General features: G+C 54.7%; 14 protein-coding genes. All 14 read right to left on the reverse strand.

Annotated elements, in window-relative coordinates:
- Positions 1 to 68: 68 nt before the first annotated feature.
- Entirely contained in the window at positions 69 to 293 is a 225-nt protein-coding gene (locus tag ACFSW5_RS02655) for a YezD family protein (RefSeq protein WP_379269466.1), read from the reverse strand.
- Positions 294 to 450: 157 nt separating this feature from the next.
- Complete coding sequence (cysW, locus tag ACFSW5_RS02660) at positions 451 to 1317, reverse strand: sulfate ABC transporter permease subunit CysW (RefSeq protein ID WP_379269468.1); 867 nt, start codon at positions 1315 to 1317, stop codon at positions 451 to 453.
- A gap of 11 nt (positions 1318 to 1328) precedes the next feature.
- Positions 1329 to 2177: a sulfate ABC transporter permease subunit CysT gene (gene cysT, locus ACFSW5_RS02665; RefSeq protein WP_379269470.1), complete on the reverse strand. Its 849-nt coding sequence runs from the start codon at positions 2175 to 2177 to the stop codon at positions 1329 to 1331.
- Positions 2178 to 2208: 31 nt separating this feature from the next.
- Positions 2209 to 3324: a sulfate ABC transporter substrate-binding protein gene (locus ACFSW5_RS02670; protein WP_379269472.1), complete on the reverse strand. Its 1116-nt coding sequence runs from the start codon at positions 3322 to 3324 to the stop codon at positions 2209 to 2211.
- 268 nt (positions 3325 to 3592) lie between these two features.
- Positions 3593 to 4558 (reverse strand): ABC transporter ATP-binding protein, encoded by a 966-nt coding sequence (locus ACFSW5_RS02675; RefSeq protein ID WP_379269474.1) that lies wholly within the window; start codon positions 4556 to 4558, stop codon positions 3593 to 3595.
- On the reverse strand, positions 4559 to 5545 hold the full coding sequence (locus tag ACFSW5_RS02680; RefSeq protein WP_379269476.1) for an ABC transporter ATP-binding protein: 987 nt from the start codon (positions 5543 to 5545) through the stop codon (positions 4559 to 4561).
- A gap of 24 nt (positions 5546 to 5569) precedes the next feature.
- The gene (opp4C, locus tag ACFSW5_RS02685) at positions 5570 to 6493 is read right to left on the reverse strand and encodes an oligopeptide ABC transporter permease (RefSeq protein ID WP_379269478.1); all 924 of its coding nucleotides are present in this window, start codon (positions 6491 to 6493) and stop codon (positions 5570 to 5572) included.
- Between the two features lie 13 nt (positions 6494 to 6506).
- Positions 6507 to 7469: an ABC transporter permease gene (locus ACFSW5_RS02690; RefSeq protein WP_379269480.1), complete on the reverse strand. Its 963-nt coding sequence runs from the start codon at positions 7467 to 7469 to the stop codon at positions 6507 to 6509.
- A gap of 176 nt (positions 7470 to 7645) precedes the next feature.
- Positions 7646 to 9415 carry an ABC transporter substrate-binding protein gene (locus ACFSW5_RS02695; protein ID WP_379269482.1) on the reverse strand — a complete coding sequence of 590 codons (1770 nt, stop codon included), beginning with the start codon at positions 9413 to 9415 and terminating at the stop codon, positions 7646 to 7648.
- 430 nt (positions 9416 to 9845) lie between these two features.
- The gene (gene dnaI, locus ACFSW5_RS02700) at positions 9846 to 10805 is read right to left on the reverse strand and encodes a primosomal protein DnaI (RefSeq protein WP_379269484.1); all 960 of its coding nucleotides are present in this window, start codon (positions 10803 to 10805) and stop codon (positions 9846 to 9848) included.
- Between the two features lie 58 nt (positions 10806 to 10863).
- Complete coding sequence (locus tag ACFSW5_RS02705; RefSeq protein ID WP_379269486.1) at positions 10864 to 12378, reverse strand: helicase DnaB; 1515 nt, start codon at positions 12376 to 12378, stop codon at positions 10864 to 10866.
- A 133-nt stretch (positions 12379 to 12511) separates the two neighbouring features.
- Positions 12512 to 13228 (reverse strand): GntR family transcriptional regulator, encoded by a 717-nt coding sequence (locus tag ACFSW5_RS02710; protein ID WP_379269489.1) that lies wholly within the window; start codon positions 13226 to 13228, stop codon positions 12512 to 12514.
- A gap of 9 nt (positions 13229 to 13237) precedes the next feature.
- Positions 13238 to 14254, reverse strand: coding sequence for a sugar kinase (locus ACFSW5_RS02715; RefSeq protein WP_379269491.1), 1017 nt, complete (start codon positions 14252 to 14254; stop codon positions 13238 to 13240).
- A complete protein-coding gene (gene dagF, locus ACFSW5_RS02720; RefSeq protein ID WP_379269493.1) occupies positions 14247 to 15002 on the reverse strand; it encodes a 2-dehydro-3-deoxy-phosphogluconate aldolase in 756 nt (251 codons plus the stop codon). Before dagF ends, ACFSW5_RS02715 begins: the two co-directional genes overlap by 8 nt.
- Between the last annotated feature and the right edge of the window lies 1 nt (position 15003).

A 15003-nucleotide genomic window follows, 5' to 3' on the forward strand; every position in this document is an offset into this window, starting at 1 on the left:
AGCCGGAAGGTCGATTTCGACCTTCCGGCTTTTTTGCCTGCCGCTTGTTGAATCTTCTACTGCAAGCTCTACTGCACGATCCGCAACGAATCGTCTTTGCTCGCTTGTTTATTTTTCGGCGTATCCACGTGTTGCGGTTTGGACGGCTGATCGTAACGCGTCCGCTCCGTGCGGTCGATCTGCACGATCCTTCCGTCATGCACCGTAATGACGACCGAGCCGTATTGCAGTCCCGTCGTTTGCTCGACAATCCGGTTTAACCACGTTTCATCCAATACCAAAGGTTTCGCCATCCTTAATCCCTCCTAAAGGTTTGTGTGAATTAACGCCCGATTGAGAGCGTGAAACAAAAAGCCTGCTTCGCTTGTTTTGCGGAGCCCCAATCTTTATCAATGACTCCGCAACCAAAGCTTGCCTCGGAAGCCTACGTCCGGCAATGCCGCAGGGCGGTTAAGCTTTTTTGCTCGAACGCCACTCTACAACGCTTTTGGCGATAAGCGTCAGCACCGCCAGCATCACTAATAACGAGGATACCGCAAACGCCGCCGAAAACTGGTATTCATTGTACAAAATTTCAATATGCAGCGGGAGCGTGTTCGTTTCTCCCCGAATATGGCCGGAGACGACGGACACGGCGCCGAACTCGCCCATCGCTCTCGCGTTGCATAGGACGATGCCGTACAAGAGGCCCCACTTGATATTCGGCAGCGTCACCCGCCAAAAGATTTGCCATCCCCGGGCGCCGAGGCTGGCCGCCGCCTCTTCCTCGGACACCCCTTGCGCCTGCATGAGCGGGATGAGCTCCCTTGCGACAAACGGAACCGTTACGAACACGGTAGCCAGCACGATTCCCGGCAAGGCGAAGACGATCTGAATGCCGCGGTCGTCCAGCCACGGTCCGAAATAGCCTTGCGCTCCGAACAGAAGCACAAATACGAGACCGGAAATAACCGGCGATATCGAAAACGGCAAATCGATCAGCGTAATCAGCGCGTTTTTGCCCCGGAAACGGAACTTCGTGATCGCCCAAGCCGCCGCGATGCCGAATGCCGTATTGAGCGGGACGGCGATCAGCGCCGTCGTCAGCGTCATCCGGAGCGCGGCCAACGCGTCCGGATCGGAGAGAGCCGCGGCGTATACGTCCCAGCCTTTCTTGAAAGCTTCGACAAAAACGAAAACGAGCGGGAGAAGCACGACCAGACCGAGGAACAAAACGGCGATCCCGATCAAAACGGCTTGCACGGGCCAAGCTTCCGTAATATGCTTCGGCCGTTTGGACGCTTCGCGAGACAGATGTGCGGTGATAGCTCCTGCCATATTGCCCCCTCCTATACGGCTTCCGTGCGGCGATTAACCCGCCACTGCAGGAAGTTGATAAGCAGAAGCAGCGCAAACGACAACACGAGCAAAACAAGTGCGATCGCGGTCGCTCCCGCGTTATCGTGCTGCTCCAATTTGGTCATGATCAAGAGCGGCGCGATCTCCGTCTTGAGGGGCATGTTGCCCGATATAAAAACGACCGAGCCGTATTCTCCGATTCCCCTCGCAAACGCAAGCGCGAACCCTGTCAATATCGCCGGCAGAAGCTCGGGGAATATGATTCGGCGGAACGTCCTCCATCTGCGGGCGCCCAGCATGACGGCCGCTTCTTCGACGTCTTTCTCTAAATCTTGAAGAACCGGCTGCACCGTTCGCACGACAAACGGAATGCCGATAAAAATAAGCGCGATCGTAATTCCGACGGGCGAATAAGCCGTCTTGATGCCGAGCGGTGCAAGCGCCGAGCCGATCAAGCCGTTAGGCGCGTAGATCGCCGTAAGCGCGATGCCGGCAACGGCGGTCGGCAGCGCAAACGGGAGATCCACCAGCGCATCGAGCAGCTTTTTGCCCGGAAACCGGTATCGGACGAGCACCCAGGCCACGATCAAGCCGAACACGACGTTGACCAGCGCCGCCGCAAACGCGGTCAGAAAGCTTACCCGGTAGGCAGCCAGGACGCGGACCGTCGTAACGGTATTCCAGAACTCCGTCCAGCTAAGCTCCGTCGTGCGGATAAAGACGCCGGCAAGCGGAATGAGCACGATCAAACTAAGATAAAGCAGCGTAAAACCAAGCGACAATCCGAATCCGGGAAGGACGTTTCTGCTTTTCGGCGCTTTCGGTGCGGAACCTTTCATGTGAAGTCAGCTCCAGTCTTCGGTTCCGGGCTTATTGTCCCGGAACGTAAATTTGATCGAATATGCCGCCGTCCGCAAAATGCTTCTTCTGCGCTTCCGCCCAGCCGCCGAAATCGGCTATCGTAATGAGTTCCAAATCTTTAAACGTATCTTTGTATTTCGCGGCAATCGTTTCGTTGATCGGACGGTAGTAGTTTTTCGCGGCGATTTCCTGGCCTTCGTCCGAGTACAAGTAGTCCAGATAAGCCTCGGATACTTCCCTTGTGCCGCGGTCGTCAACGTTTTTGTCTACGACCGCCACCGGCGGCTCCGCCAATATGCTCAGAGACGGGTACACGATCTCGAACTTATCCGGGCCAAGCTCCTTGAGCGACAGGAACGCTTCGTTCTCCCAGGCGAGCAGCACGTCGCCGATGCCCCGTTCGACGAACGTCGTCGTCGCGCCGCGGGCGCCCGAATCGAGAACCGGAACGTGTTTAAACAAATCGGATACGAATTGCTGCGCTTTTGCTTCGTCGTTGTTGTTTTGCTTTAAGGCATAGCCCCAAGCCGCCAAGTAATTCCAGCGGGCGCCGCCCGACGTCTTCGGATTCGGCGTAATGACTTCGACGCCGTCCTTCAGCAGGTCGCTCCAGTCTTGAATGCCCTTCGGATTGCCTTTGCGGACGAGAAAGACGATCGTCGACGTATACGGCGAACTGTTATGCTCGAATTTCGATTGCCAGTCGGCGCCGAGCAGCCCCTCCTCGGCAATGGCGTCGATATCGTAGCCAAGCGCCAGCGTGACGACGTCCGCCTTCAGCCCGTCGATAACGGCCAAGCTTTGCTTGCCCGAACCGCCGTGAGACTGCTTTACGGTTACTTCCTGCCCGGTCTTCTCTTTCCAATACTTTGCGAAAGCGGCATTGTACTCTTCGTACAGCTCGCGCGTCGGGTCATAGGAAACGTTCAGCAGCTCGACCGGCTCCTTCGGTTCCGCCGAAGGCGACGCCGCAGCTTCGCCGGATGCGGATGCCGAAGGCACCGCGGCGGGCGGCGCGGCGTTCCCGCCGTTTGCGCCGTTGCCGGAGCCCGAGCCGCAAGCGGCAAGCACAAGCGTTGTAGTCAGCAATAGTATAGCGGAACGAACAATGGATAACTTCTTCATTGGTTCAAGCACCCCTTTGTCTAATGGACAAACTTCACTTTTCGCTTCTATTGCTCCGGTGGTCCGGTCACAATTCGATTATTCCTACCTGTTTAGTGAGGTATGCTGAAATAATACCAATGCCTAACATTCCTGTCAATACAAAATTCGGAAGATTAATGGAGGGTATAAGGAATGCTTATATTTCGCTTTTTTAAACACGCCAAAAAAGCACTGGCGCTTCTTTCGAAACGCCAGTGCCGGTCGAATAGGATCAACTATTAATCTTTTATACAAAATGGCAAGCTACATAATGATCGTTGCCGACGTCCCGATACTCGGGAGCCTGCTGCTTGCAAATATCGGACGCGATCGGGCAGCGCGTATGGAATTTGCAGCCGGACGGGGGATTGGCGGGGCTCGGAATATCCCCCTTAAGGACGATTCTTTCCCGCTTCAACGTAGGGTCCGGCACGGGAATCGCCGACATAAGCGCTTTCGTGTACGGATGCAGCGGATTGCCGAACAGCTCCTCCGAGCTCGCCAGCTCGACCATCGAGCCCAAATACATGACGCCGACCCGGTTGCATAGATGCTCTACGACGCTTAAATCATGCGAGATAAAAAGATAGGTCAGCTTTTTCTCGGACTGCAGATCGCTTAGCAAATTGATGATTTGGGCCTGAATCGATACGTCGAGCGCCGAGACCGGTTCGTCGGCCACGATAAAGTCCGGATTCATAATAAGCGCCCGGGCTATCCCGATCCGCTGCCGCTGCCCGCCCGAAAATTCATGCGGATAGCGGTCGTAATGATAAGGGGCAAGGCCGCACCGCTCCATCGTTTCGATGACCCGTTCCTTCACCTGGGCGCGGTTCGTCATGCCGTGATCGAGCAAAGCTTCGCCGATCGCCTCGCCGACTTTGATCCGCGGGTTCAGCGAACTGAACGGATCTTGGAATACGATCTGGAGCTTGGGGCGCAATCGCCTCATTTGCTCCTTGGACAGATCGTAAAGGTCTTGCCCGTTGAAGACGACCTTCCCTTCGGTTTTGTCAATCAGGCGCAATATGGTACGTCCGATCGTGCTTTTGCCGCAGCCCGATTCGCCGACCAGCCCGAACGATTCTCCTCTTCTTATTTGAAACGAAACGTCGTCGACGGCTTTTACATGCCCGACCGTCCGCTGAAAAATCCCGCCCGTTACCGGAAAGTATTTTTTCAGCCGGTCCACCTGAAGCAATACTTCGCTCATTTAAGCATCCCCCTCTTTCTCGTAGAGCCAGCATGCTGTTTTATGCTTCTCGTTGCCATGCGAGCGGAACGGAGGCTGCTTCTGGCGGCATATGTCCATCGCAAATTCGCACCGGTCGTGGAAATGACAGTTCGCTTCCAGCTCAATCGGGTTCGGAACTTGCCCGGGAATGGAATATAGCCGTTCTGTCTTCTTGTTAATGACCGGCTTGGCCTTTAATAACCCTTTCGTATACGGATGCCGGGGATCTTTAAAGAGCTCCAGCACCGGCGCTTCTTCGATCACTTTCCCGGCGTACATGACGACGACGTAATCGGCCATTTCGGCAACGACGCCAAGATCGTGCGTAATCAGCATAATGGCCGTATTGAGCTTCTGCTTCAAATCCCGCATCAGATCGAGGATTTGCGCTTGAATCGTAACGTCGAGCGCGGTAGTCGGCTCGTCCGCGATCAGCAGCTTGGGATCGCAGCTTAACGCGATGGCGATCATTATGCGCTGCCTCATTCCGCCGCTTAATTCGTGCGGGTAGGAATCGAAAATTTTTTCCGGGCGGGGAATGCCCACCATGCTGATCAATTCGATCGCCCGCTTTTTCGCTTCCTTTTTGCTCATCAGCATATGCAGCATCAACGGCTCCGTAATTTGCTCGCCGACCGTCAGCACCGGGTTAAGCGAGGACATCGGCTCCTGGAATATAATCGAAATGTCGTTGCCGCGGATGCGCGCCATTTCCCGTTTGCTCAGCTTAAGCAAATCTTTGCCTTCGAACAAAATTTCTCCTCCGGCAATTTTCCCCGGCGGCGTCTCGACAAGGCGCATGAGCGACATCGCCGTAACGCTTTTGCCGCAGCCCGATTCACCGACCACGCACAGCGTCTCGCCTTCGCGGATCGAAAAGCTCACGTCGTTGACGGCTTTGACAACTCCTGAAGATGTATGGAAATGGGTCTCCAAGTTTCGGAATTGAACCAGTTCTTTAGCCATATCGCTTCCTCCGCTTAAGTCAAGTTATTTCTTTGTCTTCGGATCAAGCGCATCGCGTAGGCCGTCTCCGATCAGGTTAATCGCCACGGTCGTGATGAGAATGCACATGCCGGGAGGAATCCACAGCCAAGGCCTTTTGCGGAAATCGATCAAGCTGTTCGCCTCCGAAATCATATTCCCCCACGACGGTGTTGGCGGCACGACTCCGATCCCGAGATAGCTCATTGCCGATTCGTACAAAATAGCTCCGGCTACGGTCAATGTTGCCGACACGATAATAATCGGCACCGTATTTGGAAGCAAATGTCGAAAAATTTTGCGCCGGTCCTTTAGTCCGAGCGCGTCCGTCGCTTGCATGAACTCTTGCTCGCGGAGCGTTAATATTTGGCCGCGAACCAGCCTTGCAAGCGTGGTCCAGTTAATAATCCCGATGATCAGCATCAGCAAATAAATCCGCTTGGACGGCTGAACCTTCAAATCGGACAAAACGGCGCCTAAAATGATGAGAATCGGAAGCGTCGGCAGCGCCATGAAAATATCCGCTATCCGCATAATGAGCGAATCGACGTATTTCCGGTAGAAGCCCGCAAGCGCGCCTAGCGTGGCGCCGATAATGACGGTCACGACCGTGGCGACGATTCCGACCATCAGCGATATGCGGCCGGCAAGCATGACACGGAGAAGAATGTCGCGTCCCAGCTTGTCCGTTCCGAGCCAATACTTGGCATTCGGCGGCAAGTTTCGGTCCTTAAGGGAGTAATCGAGCAGGCTGTAGGGCGATAACCAAGGTCCGACAATACAAATGAGCGCCATAAGCACTAATATGACAAGCCCTGCAACCGCAAGCCGGTTGCGGGTAAATCTGCGAAGCGCTATTCTCCAGGGCGAATCTGCATGTTTGGACGGAGGAGCCTTCGTCTTCATATTTACGACACTCTCGGCAGCCATTCGTCTCTCCCCCTTACTTCAATCGGACTCGCGGATCCGCTACGCCGTACAGCACGTCGGAAATTAAATTGCCGATCAGTGTCAGTATGGCGGTAAAGATCGTAAATCCAAGCATAAACGGATAATCGCGCATATTGATCGAATTCAAATAAATATGGCCGATGCCGGGCCAGACGAATACTTGCTCCAATATGATTGCGCCTCCGAACAGAGCCGGCAGTTCAAATCCGAGCAGCGTAATGGCCGGAATCATCGCATTGCGAAGAGCGTGCTTGAAAATAACGGTCCGCTCCTTTAACCCCTTGGCGCGAGCCGTCCGTATATAATCCTGGCGAATCACCTCGAGCATGCTCGTACGGAAATAACGGGTCAAGCTTCCCGTGCTCAGCATCGTCAATACGAGGATCGGGAGAAAGCTGTGATAAGCGACGTCCTTGATATAAGCCCATCCTGTCGCATTCAGGCCCGCCGTCGTCATGCCGCCGACAGGGAACAGATTGAATGTCAGCGCAAATACTTTTATAAGCAGCAAGGCGATAAAGAAAGACGGCAGCGACATACAAACAAACACGAGAAGCGTAATGATTTTGTCAAAGAGAGAATATTGAAATCTGGCTGAAAAAACGCCGGTAACGATGGCGATAATCCAGCTCAAGATCAAGCTGAAAAAGGCGATAATGAACGAATTCCATACGAAGTCGTTAATTACATCCTTGACCGGCTGCTTATGCTGAAGGGAGTCGCCGAAGTTGCCCTTAATCATATTGCCGACCCAAATAAAATACCTTTGATATTCCGGCTTGTCCAAGCCATAGATGCTTCGGAGCTCCGCAGCCCTCTCTTTGGTCATGTTCGGATTGTTCTGGGCCGTAATATAATCCCCCGGAACCATTGCCGAAATGGCGAAAACAAGAATGGAGATACCGATCATCGTCGGGATCATCTGCAAGAGCCGTCGGATAATATATTCCTTCATCTCGATTCCCCCTGGCCAAGCGTAAACGGCTTTCGCCGTCCTTATGAGGCGGCAAAGCTTACGTTTCGCAGTGCAATATAAGACAGGTATAAGCAAAATAATCTTATAAAGTCTTATATTCTATAAGTGGATATGTCCAGCCCCGAGAGGGGCTGAACATATCCGTCGTCTCGCTATTATTGCGCCAGTTCAACCTGATACAGGCTGTATGCGAAATCTTTGTAAGGAGAAATATCGAAACCTTCGGTTCTTGCGCTGATCCCCCACATATTCGTTCTTTGGTACAAGAAAATGGCCGGCAGGTCTTTGTTCAATTCCTGATACATTTGTTTATAGATTTCTTTCCGTTTCTCGAGGTCAAGCTCCTTCTTGCCGGCCGCCATCAGCTCGTCGACTTTCGGATTCGAGTAGCCCATATCGTTCTGAGCCCCGTCCGTAATGTATACGGTGTTATCCGGGTCTGGCGTAAGGCCCCACGCGGCGAAGAACATTTCGAAGTCCCCGGTGTCGCTCTTATCCATAATGGCGTTGAAATCGAGCGTTTCGGAAACGACTTCGATGCCAAGATCTTTGTAGTTCGTCGTCATGATCGGCAGAAGCGCATCGACAACCGGGTTGTCGGCCGTTGCCGAGAAGTTGATCGTGAATTTCTCGCCGTCTTTCTCGCGGATGCCGTCCGAGCCGACCGTCCAGCCCGCTTCGTCCAGCAGCTGCTTCGCTTTCTCCGGATCGAACTCGTAAGGCTCGATGTTCTCGTCGGTATACGCCCACGATACGTTGGATTCCGGAATGTTAAGCACATAGGCGTAAGGTCCGTAGATGCCTTCGACAATTTCTTTGCGGTTCAGGCCATAAGTAAGCGCCTGACGAACTTTTGCGTCCTGGAATTTCTTCAGTTTGTGGTTGAACGCGATATAGCCGTACCCGTTGTTCGGAAGCACATGCACGTCCAAAAATCCGAGCATTTTCAACGCTTCAACGTTATCCTCGCTGACGGTAATATTGTCCATGTCCGTCTCGCCGGATTCCAGCATCGCGATATTCGTCGACTCCGTCGTCGTTTTGAAAATGACGTTCTTCACCTTCGGTGCGCCCCGGAAATATTGCGCGTTCGCTTCGAGCACCACCTCTTGGCCCGGCTTGTAGGAAACGAGCTTGTATTGGCCGCTGCCAAGCGGCTTGTCGTTAAGCGCCTTGACGGACTGCAAATCTCCTTGCTTGTAGCCTTTGCCGTAATAAGCTTCCGACATAAACGGAATCGATCCCAATTCGACGCGAGTAAGAGCGGACTTCTCCGTAACCGTCACTTCGACCGTATGATCGTCGATCACTTTAACGCCGGAAATTTCGGAAGCTTTGCCGTCATGATACTCCTGCCCGCCGACGATATTATAGCTGAGCGGATCGGACGGACCGTCGTAAGAGGCGTCCAGCATCAATTTCAGCGTGAACAGATAGTCTTTAACCGTCACCGGGCTTCCGTCCGTATAGGTGACGCCCGGCTTCAAATGAAACGTGTACTTAAGTCCGTCTTCGGAAATATCAAGCTTTTCGGCGAGGCTTTCGATGTATGTACCGTCGGCCGCAACCTCCAGGAAGGTATCGAAAATTGCATTATTCACGTAATTGTCATAAACGGTTTCGCCAAAGATCGGACTGAATACGCCTTTCGGATCGGTCATGCCAACGATCAGCGTATCGGTCCGGTTTTTCGCTATCGCCGGTACCAGGTTGGCATCCGTCGCTTCGAAGACGCCAATGGCATCTTCCGCTCCGGTACCCGCCGTCGGTTCTGCCGATGGATCCGCGCTCGCGCTTTCTACGGGCGATGCGCTCGGCGATTCGGATTCCTCCGGCGTGTTGTTGCTGGACGAACAAGCTGCCAATAAGACCCCTACCAATACAATACTTAGCGATACAGATAACCATTTCTTGACAACTGCCACTCCACATTCCTCCTTTGGTTTCAAAAAGCTATGATTCGGAATAAAGCCAATTATACCATATTTTTCATATTTGAAAATACTGAAATTATGCATTTTTCAGACAAATTTAACACTGAGTTTACACATTTCGTCAAATTCATCTAAAAAATACGCATGATTATTTAGAAGGTTGAATAAAAATTCTTATTTATTGCTTTAAAACGATAAAATAAGCCATATTATGTCTAACGTCCTGGAAGTCGATAAGTAAAGGGGAAAAAGGAGGGTGTATAACCGATTCAAGTATTGTATTCGCCAAACCGCAGACATATCCTTCCACATGTTTTGAATTTGTAAAAAAAGTTCTATCGAGATCCTTCGAGGTAAAAAAAGATCCTTCTCTTGATAGAGAAGGATCTTTCGGATATTCTATCATTCCATTGCATACGTCCTACTGCATTCGGCCGCGCTTGTTCGTTCCGCTAACAAGGACGGTTTCGACGTATGGGCGGATCCGGTTCATAAGCCGCTCTCCCTTGTGCCGTTCGTCTCCGTCCTTGGCCGTAAAGCTGAAGTGCTGCTCAAGCGCGTCCAGGTCGTAGTTCGACGTGTAGAACGTCGGCTTGCGGTTCATCCGGTAGTTCAGAATCGATCCGAGCACATGGTCTCTGACCCAAGGATTCAAATTTTCCGCGCCGATATCGTCGAAAACGAGCAAGTCCGTCTCCTTCATCAGGTCGACCGTTTCCTTCAGCTTGCCCGGCTCGTGCAGCATCGCCTTCAAATCTTCGACAAAATCCGGCATATATACGATGACTCCGGAGTAGCCGGCTTTCGCCAATTCATGGAGCATATACCCCATCAGAAACGTCTTGCCCGTGCCGAAGCTGCCGGTCAAGTAGAGGCCTTCGGTCTGCAGCCCTTGCTCAATCGTACGGGTCATATAACGCAGCACCTGGCCGACCGCCTTGATCCGTTCGGGATCCTTGTCCAAAATTTCGCTTGTCGAATATCCGCCGTTCAAAGCTCTCTCGTCCACGTAAAAGCTCCGGATCCGGCTCCGCACCTGTTCTTCGTTGCGGCGGGCGATAAACTTTTTGCAAGACACTTTCCGGTCGTACAACTGCACCGAATCTCCCGACGTCTCGCAGGCAAGCAGCGTGTAATGGCCTTCGAAGTCGTTCGGGCAGCGGTCCAGTCCCGGACAGTTCTCGCAGTTCCGGTATTCCGTCACGTATTGGTAAACGCGGTTCAAATTGATGCGCAGCGTCTCCTCGTCAAGCTGCGGATGCTTCTCTCGAAGCCGCTCGACCAGCGGATCCGCCAGCAGCTCGGCCATTTTGCGCTCGGCTTGTTTCTGGATTGACGCGCCTTGCGGCCAGCTTTTCAACAATTCGCCTAACGATTCCATGTACGCTTACACTCCTTTCTTGCCGCATCGATGTTGTTTGTCTCTTGCCGGCATCGGACTATGACTTGCCGTCCAGCTCGCGGGCGAGGCGCCGCAGCTCCTCCAGCTCCTCCGGCGATACCGAGCCTCCTTTAAGGCTGCTCGTTACGACCGGGATAGCCGGCTTGCGCGAAGCGCCCCGGCTTCCGCCGTAACGGGAGGTTCTCGACGAGGCTCTTCCCCCCTCCGCCTGGCCGGCGGAAGTGCGTTTGTCCGTCTCGATGCGCTCCTGCTCCCTTACGTAATCGATCGCTTTCTCGAACGTATCGACCTGCTTCACGAGCATATTGGCGGCTACCGCTTCGACGAACGTGCGGGACAGCCGCTTGGCGTCGTTCGTGCCGATCACGTAATGGACCAGCACGTTAATAACCGGCTCCGGCAGCCGGTAGTTCAAGTCGATGCGCTCGAACAGCCGGTCGATCGCATCCGGCACCGCTCCGGGAAAGAAGCGGGCCAGGAAGCGGGTGCGCGGCTCGTTGCGCATCAGCATATTGTATTGCGCCGTGTCGCACCGCCCCGCAAGCTGCGGCGGCACCGGCAAATAATATTCCTCAAGAACCGGATGCTCCTCGGCCGGCTCTTCTTCCCCGGCTGCGTCTTGCTCCATCGCCTGCACGCGAGCGATGACGCGCTGCCGTTCGGCGCTTCGCTTGCGGTCCTGCCGGTACAGCTGGCCGGCCCGAAGCTGCAGCTCGTCGGCAACCAGACGCCCGTCCTCCCCAAACACGCCGTCCTCGTCCAGCAAATGGCATATATCCGTAACGGACAATTCGTATTTGTAGGCCGCATAATTGACGATGGCCAGCCCTTCCTTGTCGGTTCTTAGCCGTTCGACATGCTTCCGGTTGGCCGACGTCCGCGGGAAACGCATAATAATTTCGCCGTACGAGATGGCGGCGGTTTCCATATTCGGCCGCTGCGCCGCTTGGCGGGAAGGAGCGACCTCGGCAAGCGCCTGCTCCAGCTCGTTGTCGTACGAGCGCGAATTGAGCCGGAACAGCTCGTAGAACGGCACGGATATATTCTCCTTCTCCAGCTGCGATTCGGCCAGCTCGTCCGGCTCCTTCGAGCCGAACGACTCCCTGAGCGCGATAAGCGGATAGTTGCCGATCTTGTCCCGCAGCAGCATCGTCAAATGCAAATTGCGGAAAAACTCGCCCGGCGACAGCGGCTCCAGCAGCTCGTATTCGTACACCAGCTCCGACTGCTCGGGGACGCCCACGCGCGACGTCTGCATCAATCCGACCGCTTCGAGCAGCGAGCACAAATCGGCAAGCTCCCTGCGGCCTTTTTCGTTCATTTCGAGCCCCAGCCCCAGCAGCAGCTTGCGCTGCGCTTCAAGGGGGGAATATCCTGCGCGGCCTTCCGGCACCTCGTAATAAAGCTGAAGGTACAACGCGACGGCCATTCCCCCTATCATCGGCTGGTAGACTTGCGACAGCATTTTATGATCAAGGCCGCTTAGCGAAAAATCTCGAAATATGTAGTATCGGTGGTTTTCCGTATATTGCAAAAAGTTCCCGATGCGCATCGCATCTACTCCATCCTCTTTCGAACTTTCTACTATTTTATCATAAAAAAAGAGGACAGGCGCATTATTCGCAAATAGAAAAAAGAGGAGACTTCCGTTCGTCTCCCCTTCTCCCGGCCTAACGTCCGCGCCTTTAAATGTCGTAACTGACGATGTAATGCTGCATTTCCGTATTGTAATGTCCGACGCTGTACTCGACGATGCGCCCTTCCTCGTCGTAGGAATGGCGCAGTCGCTTCAGCAGCGAGCCGCCCGGGCTTACTTCAAGCAGCTCCGCCAATTTCCCGTCGGCCGCCGCCGTCGTGAAGCGGTCCCGGAAATGGTCGAGCTTCACCTGCTTTTCTTCGATCAGGTCGTACAGCGACTGATTTTCGAAATCGCCCCGCTCCGCTCCCGCGAACACGTCCGCCCGAAGATAATGGGCGTAATGAATATACGGCTTGCCGTCCAGCAAATAAAGACGTTCGATGCGGAAGCAGCGCTGGCCGAACATGGCGTAAAGGTCCGATTGGGCGTCGTTTGCGACAAGCTCCGTCGACAAATGCCGCTTGGCGATTTGATGGCCTTCTTCGACGAGAAGCTCGGTAAACCGTTTCCCTTTGGACAGCTTGGAGAGCGACGTGTTACGGATGACCCGCGTCCCGATGCCGCTCCGTTTCTCCACATATCCTTCCTGGGCCAACTCCTGAATGGCGTTGCGAACCGTCATCTTGCTCACTTGGAATTCGCTTTCGAGCTGCGGCTCGGAAGGGATAATGGAGCCTAACGGATAAACGCCGTGCAGAATCCGCTCTTTTATAATTTTTTTGATCTGGAGGTACAGCGGCCCCTTTTTCCGCGTAATCGCCATCCGCTACCACTACCTTTCGACATCAAGCATAAGGCCCTCCATCGCCTGAAGCACGTCCGCCTCGGCCGCAAGCGGCGTATCGCCCGTAACCGTATGCGCAAGCAGCGCGGCCGCCGCGGCGAAATTCACCGTACGTCCGGCTTCATAGCCCGTCATATCGCCGTGGATAATGCCGCTCGCATAGGCGTCGCCGGCTCCGATCCGGTCGTGAACGGCGAAACGGAGCGGCCTTGAGAAAACAAATTCGCCGTTCTTGTACAAATATCCTGTCAACGAATGCGTATTGTCGCCGTTTACGGCCCGATGGGTGCCGGCGGACGCGGCAACGCCGTACCGGGCGGCGACTTGCGGAATCAGCTCCATGAGCTGCCCGGAGCGGTCCGTCTGTTCGGTCCGATAGCCCAGCACATGGATGGCGTCCTTCTCGTTCATCATCACGATGTCCGCCAGCTCCAGCATTTCCTCGTAATGCGGCTTGGCCGCCGCATAACCGTCAGCCCCCCACAAGGATGCGCGATAGTTGCAATCGAATACGACTTTTACGCCTTGCCGCTTCGCCTCGCGCGCGAACGCCTTCATCTGCCGTCTGACTGTATCGTTCATCGCAAGGGCGATTCCGCAAAAATGAACGTAATCGAGCTGGCCGGCAATATCGGCGAACGGATAACCGTCCTCCGGCGCCGTATTAAAGCTGCTGCCGAGCCTATCCGCATAAGTGACCCGCCCCGGTCTTGCGCCAAAGCCGTTCTCCAGAAAATACATGCCGATATATTTGCCGTCCCGCCGCACGAAATCATCCGATATGCCGAGCTTGCGCAGATGGGCGAGCGCCGCGTCCCCCAGCGGCGTGCGGGGCAGCGTCGTCACCAGATAGCCTTTATGGCCGAACCGCGCGAGCGCGGATGCGACGTTCACTCCGGTACCCGAGAACGAATAGCGGAGCCGGTTCGCCTGCGCCAACGTCTCGAAGCCCGGAACCTCGAGGCGCATCATCACTTCGCCGAACGCCGCGATCCGCTTAGCCATGGCGGTCTACCAGCCGCGCAAGGGCGGCGAACAGACGCTTCACGTCGTCAACGTTCGTTCTTCCGGTCGTCTTGTCGATAATCGAAGAGTATACATGCGGAATGACGACCGGAACTCCCGCTCCCAGCGCGATATCCGCAATCCGCTCGAAGTTGTCGGGATCGATGCCGCCCGTAGGCTCAAGCGCGAATCCTTCTTCGCCGCACGCCTTCGCCACCGCGCGGTATTCCTCCTCCAGCTCCAGCCCTTGCATCGGGAAATACTTCAGCGCGTTGCCGCCCATATCCCGGACGAGCGCGATCGCCGCTTTGACCGGCACGCTCGCATGCTCCGGCTGCGCCGCACTCGCCGGCCCCGTGGAAATATTGACGTAGCCCGGGCGCCCGCAAGGCGAGACGAGGCTGTTGATCCAGCTTTTACGATCGCCGAGATTGGCGCGCGTCGCGCCGACCGCCGTAAACACCTGATTGATATGCGCGCCCTCGTAGCTTTTGACGATTTCGGCCACGACCGCAGCCTGACGGTTATCCCCGGCGCCCAGCCCGATCGATACGGCGCCTTCGATCGCTTCGCCGTATTGCTTCATCGCCTCCGCGGCCCTGGCTGCGTCCGGATAGTTTTTGGACAATACGCCGACAAGAACATGGCCCTCCGCCGCTTCGAACACCTCGCGCGCATTGTCGATGCCGCCTGCAAGCACGTTAAGCGCCGCCCTTTGTTTATATAAACGTTTCTCTATCGCCGCCATA

The sequence above is a fragment of the Paenibacillus thailandensis genome (assembly GCF_042685365.1).
In the GTDB taxonomy this organism is placed as follows: Bacteria; Bacillota; Bacilli; order Paenibacillales; family Paenibacillaceae; genus Paenibacillus_AP; species Paenibacillus_AP thailandensis.

Bases quoted from the DNA above. Each gene is read 5' to 3' on its own strand.
- ACFSW5_RS02655 (WP_379269466.1), bottom strand. From the start codon at position 293: ATGGCGAAACCTTTGGTATTGGATGAAACGTGGTTAAACCGGATTGTC.
- cysW (WP_379269468.1), bottom strand. From the start codon at position 1,317: ATGGCAGGAGCTATCACCGCACATCTGTCTCGCGAAGCGTCCAAACGG.
- cysT (WP_379269470.1), bottom strand. From the start codon at position 2,177: ATGAAAGGTTCCGCACCGAAAGCGCCGAAAAGCAGAAACGTCCTTCCC.
- ACFSW5_RS02670 (WP_379269472.1), bottom strand. From the start codon at position 3,324: ATGAAGAAGTTATCCATTGTTCGTTCCGCTATACTATTGCTGACTACA.
- ACFSW5_RS02675 (WP_379269474.1), bottom strand. From the start codon at position 4,558: ATGAGCGAAGTATTGCTTCAGGTGGACCGGCTGAAAAAATACTTTCCG.
- ACFSW5_RS02680 (WP_379269476.1), bottom strand. From the start codon at position 5,545: ATGGCTAAAGAACTGGTTCAATTCCGAAACTTGGAGACCCATTTCCAT.
- opp4C (WP_379269478.1), bottom strand. From the start codon at position 6,493: ATGGCTGCCGAGAGTGTCGTAAATATGAAGACGAAGGCTCCTCCGTCC.
- ACFSW5_RS02690 (WP_379269480.1), bottom strand. From the start codon at position 7,469: ATGAAGGAATATATTATCCGACGGCTCTTGCAGATGATCCCGACGATG.
- dnaI (WP_379269484.1), bottom strand. From the start codon at position 10,805: ATGGAATCGTTAGGCGAATTGTTGAAAAGCTGGCCGCAAGGCGCGTCA.
- ACFSW5_RS02705 (WP_379269486.1), bottom strand. From the start codon at position 12,378: ATGCGCATCGGGAACTTTTTGCAATATACGGAAAACCACCGATACTAC.
- ACFSW5_RS02710 (WP_379269489.1), bottom strand. From the start codon at position 13,228: ATGGCGATTACGCGGAAAAAGGGGCCGCTGTACCTCCAGATCAAAAAA.
- ACFSW5_RS02715 (WP_379269491.1), bottom strand. From the start codon at position 14,254: ATGGCTAAGCGGATCGCGGCGTTCGGCGAAGTGATGATGCGCCTCGAG.
- dagF (WP_379269493.1), bottom strand. From the start codon at position 15,002: ATGGCGGCGATAGAGAAACGTTTATATAAACAAAGGGCGGCGCTTAAC.